Source organism: Bacillus sp. 1021 (assembly GCF_014534735.1).
GTDB classification, from domain to species: Bacteria; Bacillota; Bacilli; order Bacillales; family Bacillaceae; genus Bacillus; species Bacillus siamensis.
Genome location: NZ_JACVSR010000010.1, coordinates 1 through 16635, shown reverse-complemented (window position 1 = coordinate 16635; position 16635 = coordinate 1). Strand labels below are relative to the sequence as shown.

17 protein-coding genes, 1 tRNA gene, 1 other RNA gene and 1 other annotated feature are annotated in these 16635 nt (G+C 45.1%); of the genes, 6 read left to right on the top strand and 13 right to left on the bottom strand.

Translation table 11 applies throughout. The features are described from left to right. Nucleotides 1-152: 152 nt before the first annotated feature. The 7 genes from ICW23_RS18640 to tadA form a co-directional block, all read right to left on the bottom strand. The gene (locus ICW23_RS18640) at nt 153-416 is read right to left on the bottom strand and encodes a pro-sigmaK processing inhibitor BofA family protein (protein WP_188154917.1); all 264 of its coding nucleotides are present in this window, start codon (nt 414-416) and stop codon (nt 153-155) included. A 60-nt stretch (nt 417-476) separates the two neighbouring features. Further along, nucleotides 477-701 (bottom strand): YaaL family protein, encoded by a 225-nt coding sequence (locus ICW23_RS18635; RefSeq protein ID WP_016937295.1) that lies wholly within the window; start codon nt 699-701, stop codon nt 477-479. Between the two features lie 18 nt (nt 702-719). Continuing rightward, nucleotides 720-1316: a recombination protein RecR gene (gene recR / locus ICW23_RS18630; protein ID WP_016937296.1), complete on the bottom strand. Its 597-nt coding sequence runs from the start codon at nt 1314-1316 to the stop codon at nt 720-722. Nucleotides 1317-1330: 14 nt separating this feature from the next. Further along, nucleotides 1331-1654, bottom strand: a complete 324-nt coding sequence (locus tag ICW23_RS18625; RefSeq protein WP_003150700.1) for a YbaB/EbfC family nucleoid-associated protein — start codon at nt 1652-1654, stop codon at nt 1331-1333. Nucleotides 1655-1678: 24 nt separating this feature from the next. Continuing rightward, entirely contained in the window at nt 1679-3370 is a 1692-nt protein-coding gene (gene dnaX / locus ICW23_RS18620) for a DNA polymerase III subunit gamma/tau (RefSeq protein WP_016937297.1), read from the bottom strand. 133 nt (nt 3371-3503) lie between these two features. Beyond that, an RNA gene (ffs, locus tag ICW23_RS18615) (signal recognition particle sRNA large type) lies at nt 3504-3768 on the bottom strand. Between the two features lie 84 nt (nt 3769-3852). Continuing rightward, entirely contained in the window at nt 3853-4335 is a 483-nt protein-coding gene (gene tadA / locus ICW23_RS18610; protein WP_016937298.1) for a tRNA adenosine(34) deaminase TadA, read from the bottom strand. 82 nt (nt 4336-4417) lie between these two features. On the opposite strand from tadA, the gene ICW23_RS18605 reads away from it, so the two are divergent. From ICW23_RS18605 to dck, 4 genes are all read left to right on the top strand, one after another. Next, nucleotides 4418-4969 (top strand): cysteine hydrolase family protein, encoded by a 552-nt coding sequence (locus ICW23_RS18605; RefSeq protein ID WP_016937299.1) that lies wholly within the window; start codon nt 4418-4420, stop codon nt 4967-4969. Nucleotides 4970-5034: 65 nt separating this feature from the next. Then, nucleotides 5035-6324 carry a glycoside hydrolase family 18 protein gene (locus ICW23_RS18600; protein WP_173363132.1) on the top strand — a complete coding sequence of 430 codons (1290 nt, stop codon included), beginning with the start codon at nt 5035-5037 and terminating at the stop codon, nt 6322-6324. Nucleotides 6325-6420: 96 nt separating this feature from the next. Further along, on the top strand, nt 6421-7044 hold the full coding sequence (locus ICW23_RS18595) for a deoxynucleoside kinase (protein ID WP_013350734.1): 624 nt from the start codon (nt 6421-6423) through the stop codon (nt 7042-7044). Next, a complete protein-coding gene (gene dck, locus ICW23_RS18590; RefSeq protein WP_099744597.1) occupies nt 7041-7694 on the top strand; it encodes a deoxyadenosine/deoxycytidine kinase in 654 nt (217 codons plus the stop codon). Before ICW23_RS18595 ends, dck begins: the two co-directional genes overlap by 4 nt. Before the next feature lie 129 nt (nt 7695-7823). Here the strand turns inward: dck and ICW23_RS18585 are convergent. After that, nucleotides 7824-7916 (bottom strand) — tRNA-Ser (locus ICW23_RS18585). Nucleotides 7917-8134: 218 nt separating this feature from the next. Here ICW23_RS18585 and ICW23_RS18580 point away from each other — a divergent pair. Beyond that, nucleotides 8135-9280 carry a glycerate kinase gene (locus ICW23_RS18580; RefSeq protein WP_188154916.1) on the top strand — a complete coding sequence of 382 codons (1146 nt, stop codon included), beginning with the start codon at nt 8135-8137 and terminating at the stop codon, nt 9278-9280. 11 nt (nt 9281-9291) lie between these two features. Here the strand turns inward: ICW23_RS18580 and serS are convergent, their stop codons facing one another. From serS to guaB, 5 genes are all read right to left on the bottom strand, one after another. Beyond that, nucleotides 9292-10569 carry a serine--tRNA ligase gene (gene serS / locus ICW23_RS18575; protein ID WP_049627751.1) on the bottom strand — a complete coding sequence of 426 codons (1278 nt, stop codon included), beginning with the start codon at nt 10567-10569 and terminating at the stop codon, nt 9292-9294. 53 nt (nt 10570-10622) lie between these two features. Beyond that, nucleotides 10623-10835, bottom strand: a binding site (T-box leader). A 52-nt stretch (nt 10836-10887) separates the two neighbouring features. Then, a complete protein-coding gene (gene pdxT, locus ICW23_RS18570) occupies nt 10888-11478 on the bottom strand; it encodes a pyridoxal 5'-phosphate synthase glutaminase subunit PdxT (protein WP_188154915.1) in 591 nt (196 codons plus the stop codon). Nucleotides 11479-11499: 21 nt separating this feature from the next. Continuing rightward, the gene (pdxS, locus tag ICW23_RS18565; protein ID WP_016937306.1) at nt 11500-12384 is read right to left on the bottom strand and encodes a pyridoxal 5'-phosphate synthase lyase subunit PdxS; all 885 of its coding nucleotides are present in this window, start codon (nt 12382-12384) and stop codon (nt 11500-11502) included. A 197-nt stretch (nt 12385-12581) separates the two neighbouring features. Continuing rightward, complete coding sequence (gene dacA / locus ICW23_RS18560; protein WP_188154914.1) at nt 12582-13913, bottom strand: D-alanyl-D-alanine carboxypeptidase; 1332 nt, start codon at nt 13911-13913, stop codon at nt 12582-12584. Nucleotides 13914-14065: 152 nt separating this feature from the next. Further along, nucleotides 14066-15532: an IMP dehydrogenase gene (gene guaB / locus ICW23_RS18555; protein WP_003150717.1), complete on the bottom strand. Its 1467-nt coding sequence runs from the start codon at nt 15530-15532 to the stop codon at nt 14066-14068. Between the two features lie 120 nt (nt 15533-15652). On the opposite strand from guaB, the gene ICW23_RS18550 reads away from it, so the two are divergent. After that, nucleotides 15653-16603 (top strand): YaaC family protein, encoded by a 951-nt coding sequence (locus tag ICW23_RS18550; protein ID WP_029575273.1) that lies wholly within the window; start codon nt 15653-15655, stop codon nt 16601-16603. Nucleotides 16604-16635: the final 32 nt, after the last annotated feature.

Genomic DNA, 16635 nt, shown 5'->3' with positions numbered 1-16635 from the left:
CGACTTCTCTCGAAGCGACTTAATTATTATAACACATCATCATCATTGTCGTCAATAACTTTTTGAATTTCTTTTTCAAAAATCCGTTTTGTCATCAGCGACGTATATTAGAATACCACCCTTAATTCATCATGTCAACAATAAACGACAAATTAAATGATGAAGCGTTTAATGACGATTAAAGCCGCAATGCCGGGTATTCCTAAAATCCCGCTGATGCCGGTTGTGATCAGATTAACAGGTATATGAATGCCGAGACTCCCGCCGAATAAATTCACACCTGCCAGAAGAATCGCTCCGGCAACAAACTTAACGGCAGTCACACCAATCCATCTTAACGGCTTTGAAGATACTCCCCATAATAAAAGCAAAGCAACCAGACCGACAATCAAACCGATAATAAAAAAAGGCTCCATGAATCTTCCCCCTCGCTTGTTTAGTACAAGCTTATGAGAAGACCCCGGAGAATAGACCTCTTACTTCCATCTGCTCATTTTTAAATTCCGCTGCTTCGCTTCTTTCAAATAAAAAAAGTATTTAGATTCAGCGACTTTCAGCTCAAACAGCACCTCAGCTGAGGGCTCAAGACTTTTATCGACCAGACTCTTCTGTCTGTTCCATTCTTCTTTTTGTTTAAAGAGCTGTTCAATCAGTTTGTCATCAAACTCTTTTCTTAATGTATTTCTGCGAAGAAAACCCATGCCTCGCCATTTCCTCCCTTACAATTCACGTCTTCCTTCAAGAGCTTTTGAAAGAGTGACCTCATCAGCATATTCCAAATCACCGCCGACGGGCAGACCGTGGGCAATACGGGAGAGCTTGATGCCTGAGGGCTTTAACAGCCTCGATATATACATCGCTGTTGCTTCCCCTTCAATATTAGGGTTGGTTGCGAGGATAACTTCTGTCACTTGATCATCCTGAAGACGCTTCAGCAGTTCCGGAATCTTAATATCCTCCGGGCCGATGCCGTCCATCGGAGAAATTGCGCCGTGAAGAACATGATACTGGCCGTTATATTCCTTCATCTTCTCCATTGCAATAACATCCTTAGGGTCCTGCACCACACAAATGACAGATCTATCTCTTCTTGTATCCTCGCATATATAACAAGGGTCCTGATCTGTAATATGTCCGCAGATCGAGCAATATGTCAGATTCCGCTTCGCATTGACGAGCGCCTTAGCAAAATCCAATACTGTGTCTTCTTTCATACCTAGAACAAAAAAAGCCAGACGAACCGCTGTTTTCGGTCCGATCCCTGGCAATTTCATAAAGCTGTCAATCAGCTTTGATATTGGTTCAGGATACTGCATGTTTATTTATCCCCCTAGAATAAACCCGGTATGTTCATTCCTTTTGTAAATTGTCCCATTGTCTCATTCGTCATGTCATCGACTTTCTTGAGGGCGTCGTTTGTCGCAGCAAGAACCAGGTCCTGAAGCATTTCGATATCTTCCGGATCAACGACTTCTTCTTTAATCGCAACGTCTACAACTTCTTTTTGGCCGTTGACTTTTACAGTCACCATTCCGCCGCCCGCTGTGCCCTCAAGCACTTTTTCAGCAAGCTCCTCCTGAGCCTTCGCCATATCTTTTTGCATTTTTTGCATTTGTTTCATCATTTTTTGCATGTTTCCCATTCCGCCACGCATATTCAATCACTCTCTTTCATCTTATTAGTCTTTTATTTCGATTAAATCCGCTCCGACAAGTTTTTTCGCCTCTGCAATCAGCGGATCTTCTTCAGCCGGTTCGTTTGATCCTTCACTTTCCTGCTGATGATCATTTAAAAATTCTTCTCTTATTTTACCCCATTGTGCTTCCGGAACGCCAATCAAATCCATTCTTTTCCCGAGCATTGATTCGAGAATCTGTTCAAGATTCGTACGGACTCCGTTATTGTCTTCAGCAACCATTTTACAATGGATTTCGTATTTAAATTTAAGCACAAACGCCTTCTGGGCAGCGGCCACCGGTTCACTGTCATTCAAAAGAGCCGCATGAGACACTTTATTCTGCTGTTTCAGGTGTGCCAGCAGCTTGCCCCAGCTGCTTTTAAGCTGTTCAAGGTCAGGCCGTGTGGCTTCCTTCAATATTTCATGAATTCTTCCGGCCGGGGCTTTGTAATGGCTTTTTCCGCCTTTTTGAGGACGCGGGGCTTCTTTCGGAGCGCTTTCCGCCTGAACTTTCACCCCGGAGGTCTTCAGCCTTTCTACTTCCTGCTCAAGCTGCTGGATCTTATTCATCAGCATGCCGACCTCTGGGATATCTGCGGCGGCTTGCTGTGCCGTCTGGCATATTTTCACGACAGCCACTTCAAAAAAGATTCTCGGGTGGTTCGTCCACTTCATTTCCTGATGGCTTTTATTCAGGATGTCAATCATCTCATATAAAGCGGGGGCCGGTATTTCACCGCTCAGATTCCGAAACGTTTCATCGACCTTCACCTTCTCCAGGACTCCTTCTAAACCGGGAGCAGCCTGATACAAGAGCATATCCCTGAAATAGAAAATCATATCTTCAATCAGTTTGGCCGCATCTTTCCCCTGCTGGAGCAATTCATTGAGTGTTTCCAATGCTTCGGAAACCTGTTTGCGGTGAAGAGCAGATGCCAGTTTTCCAATATAGTGCTGGGAAACGGCTCCGGTAATAAGCAGTGCATCATCCACTGACAGCTCCTCGCCGCTGAATGATACGGCTTGATCGAGCAGGCTCAGCGCGTCCCTCATTCCACCGTCTGCGGCGCTCGCTATGATATCAAGGGCGCCTTCTTCCACCTTCAGCTGCTCTGCATCGACGATTGTCTTCATTCGTCCGACAATTGCTTTGGATGTAATCCGTTTGAAGTCAAAACGCTGACATCTGGAGATAATGGTTAAAGGAATCTTATGAGGCTCAGTCGTAGCTAATATGAAAATGCAATGTGCCGGCGGTTCTTCCAGCGTTTTCAAAAGCGCATTGAATGCGCCGATAGAGAGCATATGCACCTCATCTATAATATATACCTTGTAGGTAACGGCCGACGGGGCGAATTTTACCTTGTCGCGGATGTCGCGGATTTCGTCTACACCGTTATTCGACGCCGCATCTATTTCAATCACATCTGATATAGAGCCGTTTGTGATCCCCTTGCACGCCGCGCATTCATTGCACGGTTCTTCTACAGGGGCGTGCTCACAGTTGACTGCTTTCGCAAATATTTTAGCTGCACTGGTTTTCCCCGTTCCCCGTGGTCCAGAAAACAGATATGCATGAGAAAATTTCTTTTGCAAAAGGGCATTTTGCAGCGTTTTCGTAATGTGTTCCTGTCCGACCACATCTTCAAACTGCTGAGGCCTAAATACTCGATATAAAGCTTGGTAACCCACAGGATGCGCCCTCCTCTGTTATTCATCATGTTTATTATACATGAACGGGCTTTTAACGCCAAAACCCGTTTTTCATACACGAAAAAACTCACCTGTCATAAACAGGTGAGTCTGAAATTTGATGATTGATTTACCGTGCACCTTCTGTCGATTCGCTACCCTAAGCGTTACTTAAGCAGTTAGCTCAGCCCAGGCAACCCTGCGGCACATGAGAGGTTTCACTTAATGCTGCTTCCTTCCGGACCTGACATGGTTCATGAATTCCCATTGCGCAGGACCCAGACGTCAACGCCACTTACTTAAGGCAGACCTTACAGTAAACGAACCTCGAGAAGGGATTCGGCCCCGCTAGAGCGGATTGCGGGTACAGGGCACCGCTACCTCCCCGCTTAGCACGGCAAAATAAATATCAAATTTTTATATGCGCACCATTTATGATGCACACATAAGTATATCTGCTTCAGGCAGAAAATGCAACCGTACTACTCAGACAACTTTTTCCTCATGTCTTTCTTTTGCCGGCGAAGCTTTCTGAAAAAAGCGCTGAGCATTTCTCCGCACTCTTCTTCAAGCACGCCGCTCACCACTTCCGCTTGGTGGTTGAACCGTTCTTCCTGCAGAAGGTTCATAAGCGTTCCTGTACAGCCTCCCTTGGGGTCGAATGCGCCGAACACGACCTTATCGACTCTGGAAAGCACGACGGCTCCCGCGCACATCGGGCACGGCTCTAAAGTGACATAAAGAACGGCGTCTTCAAGTCTCCATGTTCCCAGCTTGCGGCACGCTTCGTCTATCGCCAGCATTTCCGCGTGGGCCAGCGACCGCTGTTCGGTCTCCCGCAGATTATGCGCCCGCGCCACGATCTCATCATGCAGAACAAGGACGGCCCCGATCGGCACTTCGCCTTTCGCTTCTGCTTTTTTCGCTTCTTTTATGGCTTCTCTCATATAATATTCATCATTCATCGGTTCAAGCTCTCTTCTTAAGTTTTTTCATGTCTCATAAAGGTTAAAATAGGAATACCCCAGCAGAAAGGAGTTGCCGGCATTGTCTGAACCTAACAACACAGCCCTTCTCATTGTCGATATGATTAACAATTTTCAATTTGATATGGGCGAACGTCTTGCTGAAAAAACCAAACAAATCGTCCCCCGTATTTTATCATTAAAGAAGCATGCAAAACAAAACAACTGGCCGATTATTTATATTAATGACCATTACGGGCTTTGGAAGGCGGATATTGATGCCATCAGGGAGGAATGCAGCAACGACAGAAGCGCATCCATAATAGAAGATATCTCGCCTCATCCGGATGATTATTTTCTCATTAAACCGAAGCATTCCGCTTTTTATGAAACGGCGCTTCATACTCTTCTGACCGAGCTGCAAGTGAATCGATTAATGATTACGGGGATTGCCGGGAATATTTGTGTGCTGTTCACGGCTAACGACGCTTATATGAGAGAATACAGTATTACCATCCCGAAAGACTGCACCGCTTCCAATAGCGACGAAGACAATGATTTCGCCTTGACGATGATGGAGAATGTTCTCTTCGCAGAAATAACCACGGAAAAACAAATTATCGACGAAAAATAAACATGATCGGCCTCCTTTTTTCATACATTTGATAGCGGATATGAAAGGAGGCGTTTTTCATTCAGATCTATGTAGTGAAACGGGGCGACACGCTTTCCGCTATTGCGGCGCGCTACCGGACATCCGCAAATGTCATTGCGGAAGCAAATAAACTGCCTAATCCCAATACACTGGTTGTCGGACAAACTCTTGTCATCCCGATTGAGGGTCAATATTACGAAGTGAAACAAGGCGATACTCTTGCGGCAATCGCCGGCCGTTTTCATATATCGGCCGCGGAGCTTGCGAGGGTGAACGGAATTCAGCTCAGCACCCCATTGCAAAGCGGGACCCGCCTTTACATTCCGCAGCAGACAAATAAGCCCGATATCGAATCAAATGCCTATATAGAACCGCGGGGAACGAGCGTAAGCGCTAATCTGCAGCAGGCGGCAAGAGAGGCCTCACCTTATTTAACATATCTCGGCGCATTCAGTTTTCAAGTGCAGCGGAACGGGACTTTAAAGGAACCGCCTCTCACCAATTTAAGAAGCATCAGTGACAGGCACAACACCGCACTGATGATGATCATCACCAACCTTGAAAACGACGCATTCAGCGATGATCTCGGGCGGCTCATTTTGAATGATAATACCGTGAAAACAAAACTCTTTCAGGAAATCGTCTCCACGGCTAAACAGCACGGCTTTCGCGATATTCATTTTGATTTCGAATATTTACGTCCTCAGGACAGAGAAGCCTACAATCGTTTTTTACGTGAAGCGAGGACGATTTTTCACCGTCAAGGCTGGAAGATTTCAACGGCGCTTGCTCCGAAAACGAGCGCGACCCAGGCCGGCAAATGGTATGAAGCACATGACTACAGGGCACATGGAGAAATCGTCGATTTTGTCGTCATCATGACATATGAGTGGGGATACAGCGGGGGCCCGGCTCAGGCCGTATCACCAATCGGCCCTGTAAGGAATGTCATTGAGTATGCGCTGACAGAAATGCCTGCTTCAAAAATCGTCATGGGCCAGAATATGTACGGCTATGATTGGACACTGCCTTTCAAACAGGGAACGACAGCGAAAGCCGTCAGTCCTCAGCAGGCAATCGCTCTGGCAGCACGCTATAAAGTCGACATTCAATATGACGAAACCGCCCAGGCTCCATTCTTTCGATACACGGATGAAAATCAGAGACGGCATGAAGTATGGTTTGAAGACGCACGATCCATTCAAGCGAAATTCAATTTAATTAAAGAACTTCATTTAAGAGGAATCAGCTATTGGAAACTCGGCCTCTCCTTCCCGCAAAACTGGCTTTTGCTCGGAGATCAATTTCATATTGTGAAAGAGACGTTTCGTTAATTGGAAGCGTCTTTTTTCATGGGCTTTTCTGAGAGTGTGATACAATATAAAGGCCGGCAGATGACGGATGTTTGCAGAATTAAGGAGGATTTTTCAATGAACAGAGCCCCTTTTATCGCGGTAGAAGGTCCTATCGGGGCGGGAAAAACGACACTCGCTTCTATGCTTTCTGAAGAGCTCGGTTTTCCTATGATTAATGAGATTGTGGAAGACAACCCTTATCTTGATAAGTTCTATGATAATATCGAGGAGTGGAGTTTCCAGCTTGAAATGTTTTTTCTCTGTCACAGGTATAAACAGCTTGAAGATACAGATCGTGATTACTTAAAACAAGGACAGCCCGTTTTGTCCGATTATCATATTTATAAAAACGTTATTTTCGCAGAGCGCACATTGCACGGACAAAAGCTTGAGAAATATAAGCAGATTTATCATCTGCTCACTCACGACTTGCCGAAACCGAATGTTATTGTATACATAAAGGCAAGCCTGCCGACATTGCTTCAACGCATCGAAAAACGCGGGCGCCCGTTTGAGAAAAACATCGAGCATCAATATCTGGAACGTCTCATTGCAGATTATGACACAGCCATCAGACAGCTTCAGGAAGAAGATCCGGATATATCTGTACTGACCATTGACGGTGATACCGAAGACTTTGTTTTGAATAAGACAGACTATGAAAGAATTGCCCGTCAGGTAAAGGAGCTTATTAAATGAAAGACATTCATATTCCAAACAACGCCATTATAACAGTAGCAGGAACGGTAGGAGTCGGAAAATCGACTTTAACCAAGGCTTTAGCAAAACGGCTCGGCTTTAATACCTCGCTTGAAGAAGTGGATGAAAACCCTTATTTAGAGAAGTTTTATCATGATTTTGAGCGCTGGAGCTTTCACTTGCAAATTTATTTTCTGGCTGAGCGGTTCAAGGAACAGAAAAACATCTTTGAATCAGGCGGCGGATTCGTGCAGGATCGTTCGATTTATGAAGATACAGGCATATTCGCAAAAATGCATGCCGATAAAGGTACCATGTCGCTGACAGATTACAAAACATATACAAGCCTTTTTGAAGCGATGGTCATGACGCCATACTTCCCGCACCCTGATGTTTTGATCTATTTAGAAGGTGATCTTGAAAACATTATAGAACGGATTGAAAAGCGCGGCCGCGATATGGAGCTGCAGACAAACCGCTCCTATTGGGAAGAGATGTATAAACGGTACGAAGACTGGATCAGCAGTTTTAACGCCTGCCCTGTGCTGAAAGTGCGCATTGAAGATTATGACCTTGAAGCTGATGAACAGTCACTGGAACCTTTGATCGAAAAAATCAGCCGCGTGATCAACGAAAACAGAAATAAGTAAAAATAAGAAAGCGATTTTCCCGAACAGAGAAAATCGCTTTTTTTGCATATAAAAAATCCGCTGCATCAGATGCAGCGGACAAAACAATCTCCAATATATGCTCGAGTTTCATTAGGTTTAAAATCAATATGGCGGAGGAAGAGGGATTCGAACCCCCGCGGGCTTTGACACCCCTGTCGGTTTTCAAGACCGATCCCTTCAGCCAGACTTGGGTATTCCTCCGTATCGACATTTAATAATATACCACATGGCTTGTTTTTCAGTCAAGCGCTTTTTTCATATTTTTTATTTCTTTTCTTAAACAGCTTGTCCGTCAGCTTTACTATCATACAAAAGACTCGTATCCAAAATCAACCGCTTTCTGTTATACGGCAGGAAAACACAGTGAAAACCAAGAATACATTCAAATAGATAACCTGTTCATAAAGGTGGAGAACACAATGAAAGTCATAATCGCACCGGATTCTTTTAAAGAGAGCATGACAGCAAAAGAAGCTGCCGACAGCATCGAAAAAGGATTCAAATCAGTCTTCCCTGATGCTGAATATATCAAGATACCCGCGGCGGACGGCGGAGAAGGAACCGTTCAGGCTTTAACGGATGCCACCGGGGGGAGAATCATTAATAAAACAGTGACCGGTCCGCTGGGAACCCCGGTAAACGCCGCATACGGACTTCTGGGAAACGGACGCACGGCAGTCATTGAAATGGCAGAAGCATCAGGACTTCATCTCATCCCCCGTCATCTCAGAGATCCGTTGAACACTACAACAAGAGGAACGGGTGAACTGATAGCAGATGCAGCTTCCCGCGGGGTGAGTGAAATCATCATCGGTCTTGGCGGGAGCGCAACCAATGACGGCGGGACCGGGATGGCGAGCGCGCTCGGTGTGCGTTTCTTAAATGAGGAAGGTCAGGAGATACCTGACGGCGGAGGCTCGCTGCACACCCTGGCTTCTATCGATATAAGCGGCCTCTCCCCTGATCTGAAATCTATCTGTATCCGTGCCGCATGCGATGTCGAAAACCCTCTGACCGGGGAAAACGGCGCATCATATGTCTTTGGCCCGCAAAAAGGGGCGACCGAGAAGACAAAAGTTGTATTGGATCGCAATTTACGCCATTTCGCTGATGTATTGAGACGGCAGCACGATATTGAAGCGGATACCGTAAAAGGCGCAGGTGCCGCAGGAGGTTTAGGCGCAGGGCTGATCGCCTTCTTACAAGCCGACCTTCAAAGCGGGATTGACGTTGTATTAGATACACTGTCCTTTTCAGATCAGATAGAAGGCGCTGACCTTATCATCACCGGAGAGGGGCAGATTGACGGACAAACAATATTCGGCAAAACCCCCGCAGGAATTGCAGCACGCGCAGCCGCTCAAAAAATTCCCGTTATCGCGTTGGCGGGTTCCTTGGGAAAAGACTTTGAACATGTATACAACGGAGGAATAACAGCTGTATTTTCTATCGTGCCGGGCGCTGTAAGTCTTGAAGATGCCTTAGCATCAGGCCGTTTTAACCTTGAAAGCACAGCCCGGAATGTCGCCGCTTTATATCAAACAGCCAAAAAGGCGCGCCTCTAGGGCGCACCTTTTTATGGTTTGATGACTTCTTTATTTCCCATATAAGGACGAAGCACTTCCGGAATGACGACACTTCCGTCTTCCTGCTGGTAGTTTTCCAAGATGGCAGCTACTGTTCTGCCGACTGCCAGACCGGAACCGTTTAATGTATGCACATGCTCCGGCTTGCCTTTCGCTTCGCGTCTGAATCGAATGTTTGCGCGTCTCGCCTGGAAGGCCTCAAAGTTGCTGCAAGAAGAAATTTCACGATATGTGTCTTGGCTTGGAATCCATACTTCAATATCGTACTTTTTCGCAGCTGTAAAGCCGAGATCTCCGGTACACATGCTCATGACACGATACGGCAGTTCGAGCAGCTGAAGCACCCGTTCAGCTTGATTTGTCAATTTTTCAAGCTCCTCATATGAATCTTCCGGCTTCACGAATTTCACAAGCTCAACCTTGTTGAATTGATGCTGGCGGATCAAACCGCGTGTATCACGGCCGGCAGATCCCGCTTCTGAACGGAAGCAGGCGCTGAACGCGGCATAATTAATCGGCAGGTCCTCGCCGGATAAGATTTCATCGCGGTGCATATTTGTGATCGGCACTTCCGCCGTCGGAATTAAGAAATAATCCTCTTCCCTGATTTTAAAAGCATCCTCTTCAAATTTAGGAAGCTGTCCCGTCCCTGTCATGCTCGTACGGTTTACCATATAAGGAGGAATGACTTCCGTGTAATCATACTCATCAACGTGAAGATCCAGCATAAAGTTGTAGAGCGCGCGTTCGAGACGGGCCCCTAGTCCTTTATAAAACACAAACCGGCTTCCCGTTACTTTTGAAGCGCGTTCGAAATCAAGGATGTTCAAGCGGTCAGCGATATCCCAATGCGGTTTCGGCTCATATGCAAATGCCGGCGCCTCTCCCCACTTGCGAATTTCAATATTATCATCTTCAGTTTCCCCGACAGGCACTGAATCGTGCGGGATGTTCGGAATAGACAGAAGGATGGTTTCGAGCGTGGTTTCCACCGTGCGAAGCTCTTCATCAAGCTTCTTAATTTCTTCGCCTGCTTCACGCATCTCTTTAATAATATGATCAGCGTCTTTTTTCTCCCGTTTCAAAACGGCGACCTGCTGAGACACTTCGTTGCGTTTTCCCTTCAGTTCTTCTACTTTGCCGATAAGTTCTCTTCTTTTTTCATCAAGCTCTTCAAACTTATCAAAGTCAGATAAGTCTTCGCCCTTAGGAATGAGCTTCGCTTTTACTTCTTGAAAATTGGCTCTCAGGACCTTCGTATCAATCATACTTAACAACTCCTATCTGTTTTATCGAAAATAAAAAAGAGCCCTCATCCCCTAAAAGGGACGAGAGCTCTCGCGTTGCCACCCTGATTGAAAACAAGCTTACACTTGCTTCCCGCTTTAACACATAACGGTTTTCCCGTAAATGCCTACTTGTTTTCAGCATTTCGCTCAAGGACGGATTCGGACAGCATCTTCCACCGATTCGCACCACCCATCGGCTCTCTTTGAAAGAGAGGCTTCCTACTGCTTCCTGTCAACGCTTTTCGATCTTTATTTGTGTTTATAATGTACTATAAGTATCAGCGGTTTTCAACTGTTTTATACAGCTGTTTCCCGCTTATGCTTTTCCGCCATCTTCACAAACAGCTCTGTCACCCGGTGGTCATCCGTCAGTTCAGGATGGAACGAGCAGCCGAGCAAATGCCCCTGCTTTGCAGCCACGATGCGTCCGTTATGCTCACAAAGCACTTCAACATCTTCTCCGGCTTCTAAAATGTGCGGCGCGCGAATAAATACACCCGTAAACGGCTTATCAAGGCCTTTAATCGTCAGGTCAGCTTCAAAGCTGTCGACCTGACGGCCAAAGGAATTACGCTCGACAACCACGTCTAACAGCCCTAAATGAGCATGATCGGTTCCCGCAATCTCTTTGGCTAAAATAATCAGACCGGCGCATGTGCCGAACATCGGCTTGCCTTGAGCGGCAAACTCGCGAAGCGGCTCCATAAAATGATACGTATCCATTAAACGCCGCATTGTCGTGCTTTCTCCGCCCGGCAGGATTAAGCCGTCAATGTCATTCAACTGTTCAGGACGCTTAATGACAACACCTTTTGAACCACATGCTTCAATTGAACGAATATGTTCTCTTACTGCTCCTTGAAGTCCAAGTACACCAATTGTTAACATGCTTCCAGCTCTCCTATGGTTTTACCAGCCGCGTTCTTGCATACGCTGTTCCGGCAATAGATTTGAGATTTCGATTCCTTTCATCGCTGTGCCCAATTCTTTAGAAAGCTCAGCAATCAGTTTGTAATCTGTGTAGTGAGTCGTTGCTTCCACAATTGCTTTGGCGAATTTAGCAGGGTTGTCTGATTTGAAAATACCTGAACCGACAAATACGCCGTCAGCGCCCAGCTGCATCATCAATGCCGCATCAGCAGGCGTCGCCACTCCGCCTGCAGCAAAGTTCACAACAGGCAATTTGCCGTCACGTTTGATTTGAAGCAGCAGCTCATATGGTGCACCGAGGTTTTTCGCTTCAGTCATCAGCTCATCATCGCTCATCGCTGCAACTTTGCGCACTTGCGCGTTTACTTTTCTCATATGACGGACAGCTTCCACAATGTTTCCTGTTCCCGGTTCGCCTTTTGTACGAAGCATGGAAGCTCCTTCAGCGATACGGCGCGTTGCTTCGCCGAGATCACGGCATCCGCATACGAACGGAACAGTATATTCATTTTTATTTAAATGAAATTCTTCGTCAGCCGGAGTCAGAACTTCACTTTCATCGATGTAATCTACTCCCATTGCTTCAAGGACACGCGCTTCAACGATATGTCCGATACGCGCTTTTGCCATTACGGGAATGGATACTGCATTCATTACTTCTTCAACGATCGTCGGGTCAGCCATGCGGGCTACACCGCCGGCAGCACGAATATCAGCCGGAACTCGTTCTAACGCCATTACGGCAACAGCTCCCGCCTCTTCCGCAATCTTCGCTTGTTCAGCATTTACAACGTCCATGATGACGCCGCCTTTTTGCATTTCCGCCATTCCGCGTTTTACACGGTCAGTACCTGTTTGAGCCATTATTTGGTCCCCCTAGTCAATGTATAGTTAGATAATTTCTATCTCTTATTGTATCCCAGAAATACAATATTTCATATGGATATTCTTATTTTACAGTGTGATGGAAGAGATAGATATCATTTTTTTACTAACAATTTGGTTTTTTCAGTATATTAAGCAAAAGAGCCCTAACTTTCATCAGAGCTCTTTCTTATTTCTTAAAACCAGCCTGTTACCGTATCAACGGCGCTGTTCCAGATTCCGGAGAAGAAACCGCCGATGCCGCGCATCATCTGAACAAACCAGTTTGCTTTATCTACATCATTTTTCGTTACAAGATTCACGCTGAACTCTTTGGATTTGAGGAAGCCGTAGTCTTTGTCACTGCCTTTGTATGTAACTTTCAGCGTTCCGACTTTCGTTCCTTTTTTCACAGGAGCCGTGATTTCTTTTTTATCTAAAGTCACTTCGGCTTTATAGTTCTTTTCATCCCCGCTTTTCACAGGAATAGAAAGCGCCTTATCAGTCACAATATCGACTTGCTTGTCTTTCCCTTTATCAACGTCAATCGTTTTGTGCCCTTTTACTTGAGAGCCTTCAGGATAAAGATCTTTCATTGAGAAATTGCTGTTAAATGCGTAATCGAGCATTTTTTTCGTTTCATCAAATCGTCCGGTATGCAGGTTGCCTTTTGCGTTTAACACAACGGTGATGACCCGCATTCCGTTCCGCTGTGCGGTGCTTGTAAAACAAGATCCCGCAGAATCAGTAGAACCCGTTTTTAACCCGTCAACGCCGGGATATTCAGAAACAAGGCCTTTTAACATGAAGTTCCAGTTCGGCATGTCCATTTCATCATCAGTGCCGGCTCTGAATTTCGTCTTAGCGATGCTTGTTGTTTTCAGAACTTCCGGATAATCAGTGATCAGGCGGTCTGCAAGAAGCGCCATGTCTTTTGCAGAAACTTCACTCTCTTCTTTAACGCCTTCTCCTTGCGGCTGCTTGCCGTGAAGGTCTTCATTCACAAGCCCGGTGGCATTTTTAAAATCATAGTTTGTCATGCCTAATTCTTTGGCTTTCGCATTCATTTCAGCGACAAATTTCGTTTCAGTTCCGGCAAGAATTTCGGCAACTGCAATCGCGGCTCCGTTAGCAGAGTAAATCGCCATGGCCTGGTACAGTTCTTTGACTGTGTATTTGCCGTCTTTCCGAAGAGGGACGTTTGATAAACTGTTGTCTTGAGAAATTTCATAGACGTAATCATCAGGAGTATACGTTTGATCCCATTTCACTTTTCCTTCTTTAATGGCTTCCAGAAGCAGGTATTCAGTCATCATTTTTGTCATGCTGGCAATCGGCAGTCTTTTGCCTGCATTTTTACTGTATAAGATTTTCCCCGATGAAGCCTCAATCATTATCGCAGCTGAAGCATTGACATCAACCGGGTCATTGCCGGCTGCCTCCGCTTTAGACATTGGAACAAAGCAAGTTGCGGCCAGTGCCAGTACCACTAATGACACTAACAGCTGTTTCCATTTCGTGATGTTCAATCTTACGACCTCCGTCATTCATTTTAAATCTATAATTAAGCCGTTAAGGACATATTCAAATTCAAAACACAACAGTATAAATTTTATCACACTCGATATAAAAAAAATAGACAGAGTCAGCGACCCTGTCAAATGTTTTTTATTTGTAACAATTATGAGATTGTATAGTTTGGTGATTCTTTCGTAATTTGAACATCATGCGGATGGCTTTCGCGAAGACCTGCTCCTGTCATACGGATGAATTGAGCTTCTTCTCTTAAAGCGCGTAAGTCTTTTGAACCGCAATATCCCATACCTGAACGAAGACCGCCGACAAGCTGATACACTGTTTCTTCTACAGGACCTTTGTACGGAGTCCGTCCTTCGATACCTTCAGGGACGAATTTCTTATTTTCTTCTTGGAAATATCGGTCTTTACTGCCTTTTTCCATGGCAGCGACAGAACCCATACCGCGATACACTTTAAATCTTCTGCCTTGATAGATTTCAGTCTCTCCCGGGCTTTCTGAAGTACCGGCAAGCAGGCTTCCAAGCATTACGGCATGTCCGCCGGATGCCAATGCTTTCGTAATATCACCGGAGAATTTAATACCGCCGTCCGCGATAATTGTTGCGCCGTGTTTTCTTGCTTCAGTGGCACAATCATAAATGGCAGTGATTTGCGGTACGCCTACACCTGCAACGACGCGTGTCGTACAGATGGAACCAGGTCCGATTCCCACTTTTACAATGTTTGCTCCGGCTTCAATCAAAGCTTTTGTCGCTTCAGCCGTTGCCACATTTCCTGCGATAATGTTCAGTTCAGGATATGTTTCACGAATTTTCGCAACCGTGTTCAGTACGCCTCTGGAATGTCCGTGAGCCGTATCAACCACGATAACATCGACATTCGCTTCAACAAGCTTGCTGACGCGTGTCATTGTATCGCCTGTCACGCCTACCGCAGCGCCGACAATAAGGCGTCCGTGTTCATCTTTAGATGAATTCGGGAATTCGATAACCTTTTCAATATCTTTGATCGTGATAAGACCTTTTAATTTATTTTGGTCATCCACTAATGGAAGTTTTTCAATTTTATGTTTCTGTAAGATTTTTTCTGCTTCGTCTAATGTGGTGCCTACAGGAGCCGTAACCAGCTCTTCTTTTGTCATCACGTCACTGATTTTCATTGAATAATCAGAGATAAAGCGAAGATCACGGTTTGTAATGATTCCGACAAGCTTTTGATCGTCTTTATTATCTACGATCGGAACACCGGAAATTCTGTATTTCCCCATCAAATGCTCCGCATCGAATACTTGATGATCAGGTGTTAAAAAGAAGGGATTTGTAATAACGCCCCGTTCAGAACGTTTGACTTTGTCAACATGTTCAGCCTGCTGTTCGATGGACATGTTTTTATGGATAATGCCCAAGCCGCCCTGTCTGGCCATCGCAATCGCCATAGCTGATTCTGTTACTGTATCCATTCCCGCACTGATGACAGGAATATTAAGCTTTAACGTTTTTGTCAGTTCAACAGATAAATCCACATCACGCGGAAGTACGTCTGATTGAGCCGGTACGAGCAGTACATCATCGAACGTTAAGCCTTCTTTTGAAAATTTACTTTCCCACATTAGTAAATCCCCCTCTTTTCGGCAAAATATTATATGTAGATTATCAACTAGAAAACGGCATGTCAAGGAAGCGAAGAAGAGTTGAAATATTTAGATAAAGGAAAGGGTTTAAAAATACACATGAGAGACCTTGAGTGGAAAGAGTTATCATTATTTTATTCCGTGGAATCCTCCCAGAAATTCCTAAATAAAGTCTATACAGAAAGAGGAATGGAAGAACCAAAACGATATGCGTTTAAAAACAGTGAACGCTTCATATTTTTTATCAAACACGCCGAGTCCTTTTATAAACAGGCATCTCTCTCCCCTTTAGAAATTAAGCCTATTCTGTTGTTTTACGGGATGTCACAATTGCTGAAAGCCTGTCTTCTGACTACAGATCCAAGCTATCCGAGTCACGCCTCAGTACTCGCACATGGCGTTACTGCCCGAAAGCGCAAAAAGCAAAATTACAGTTTTAGGGATGATGAAGTGAAGGTGCAGCGCAATGGCTTATGTATTCATGTAATGAATCACTTATTCGGAATAGCGGGTCTTGAGGAAGAACGGTATACAATGAAAAAACTGCTGACAGCCATTCCCGAATTGCACACTGTATTTCATTTTCAAGAGAAAAAGAATTGGCTGACCAAAGTAGAGCTGAAAGATGACCTTGTTTTAGTTCCTGAACATACGGTGATTCAGTACAATATGTCTGACTCCCGCTTTGCAGAATATATCAGTCATCATTTGAATTGGTCTTTTGTCAGGAAAAGCCATAACCATTTGGTTTTTGAGGCTGATTCGCTAGATACTGAACCTTGGTCTTCGCCAAACTTAGCGTTTCACTTAGAGAAAAATCAATATTATCTCCCCTCTCAGCGTGATCAGTTCCTGCATCTTCCCGAAATGATTATTCATTATTTGGTCCTGTACAATATCGGGATGATTGCGAGATATGAAACGGAATGGTGGTATGAACTGCTGACACAGCATGTCAGCGATGATTATGTATTGATCCGGCGGTTCTTAGAGGTCACAGAACGTAAATTTCCTTATTACATTTCTAATTTCCTTAAGCAATACCTATAAACAAACAAAAAAGGCAGCTCATCATGAGCTGC

Bases quoted from the DNA above. Each gene is read 5' to 3' on its own strand.
- guaB (WP_003150717.1), bottom strand. From the start codon at position 15,532: ATGTGGGAAAGTAAATTTTCAAAAGAAGGCTTAACGTTCGATGATGTA.
- dck (WP_099744597.1), top strand. From the start codon at position 7,041: ATGAAAGACATTCATATTCCAAACAACGCCATTATAACAGTAGCAGGA.
- recR (WP_016937296.1), bottom strand. From the start codon at position 1,316: ATGCAGTATCCTGAACCAATATCAAAGCTGATTGACAGCTTTATGAAA.
- ICW23_RS18595 (WP_013350734.1), top strand. From the start codon at position 6,421: ATGAACAGAGCCCCTTTTATCGCGGTAGAAGGTCCTATCGGGGCGGGA.
- ICW23_RS18640 (WP_188154917.1), bottom strand. From the start codon at position 416: ATGGAGCCTTTTTTTATTATCGGTTTGATTGTCGGTCTGGTTGCTTTG.
- tadA (WP_016937298.1), bottom strand. From the start codon at position 4,335: ATGAATGATGAATATTATATGAGAGAAGCCATAAAAGAAGCGAAAAAA.
- ICW23_RS18580 (WP_188154916.1), top strand. From the start codon at position 8,135: ATGAAAGTCATAATCGCACCGGATTCTTTTAAAGAGAGCATGACAGCA.
- pdxT (WP_188154915.1), bottom strand. From the start codon at position 11,478: ATGTTAACAATTGGTGTACTTGGACTTCAAGGAGCAGTAAGAGAACAT.
- ICW23_RS18635 (WP_016937295.1), bottom strand. From the start codon at position 701: ATGGGTTTTCTTCGCAGAAATACATTAAGAAAAGAGTTTGATGACAAA.
- ICW23_RS18550 (WP_029575273.1), top strand. From the start codon at position 15,653: ATGAGAGACCTTGAGTGGAAAGAGTTATCATTATTTTATTCCGTGGAA.
- serS (WP_049627751.1), bottom strand. From the start codon at position 10,569: ATGATTGATACGAAGGTCCTGAGAGCCAATTTTCAAGAAGTAAAAGCG.
- pdxS (WP_016937306.1), bottom strand. From the start codon at position 12,384: ATGGCTCAAACAGGTACTGACCGTGTAAAACGCGGAATGGCGGAAATG.
- ICW23_RS18625 (WP_003150700.1), bottom strand. From the start codon at position 1,654: ATGCGTGGCGGAATGGGAAACATGCAAAAAATGATGAAACAAATGCAA.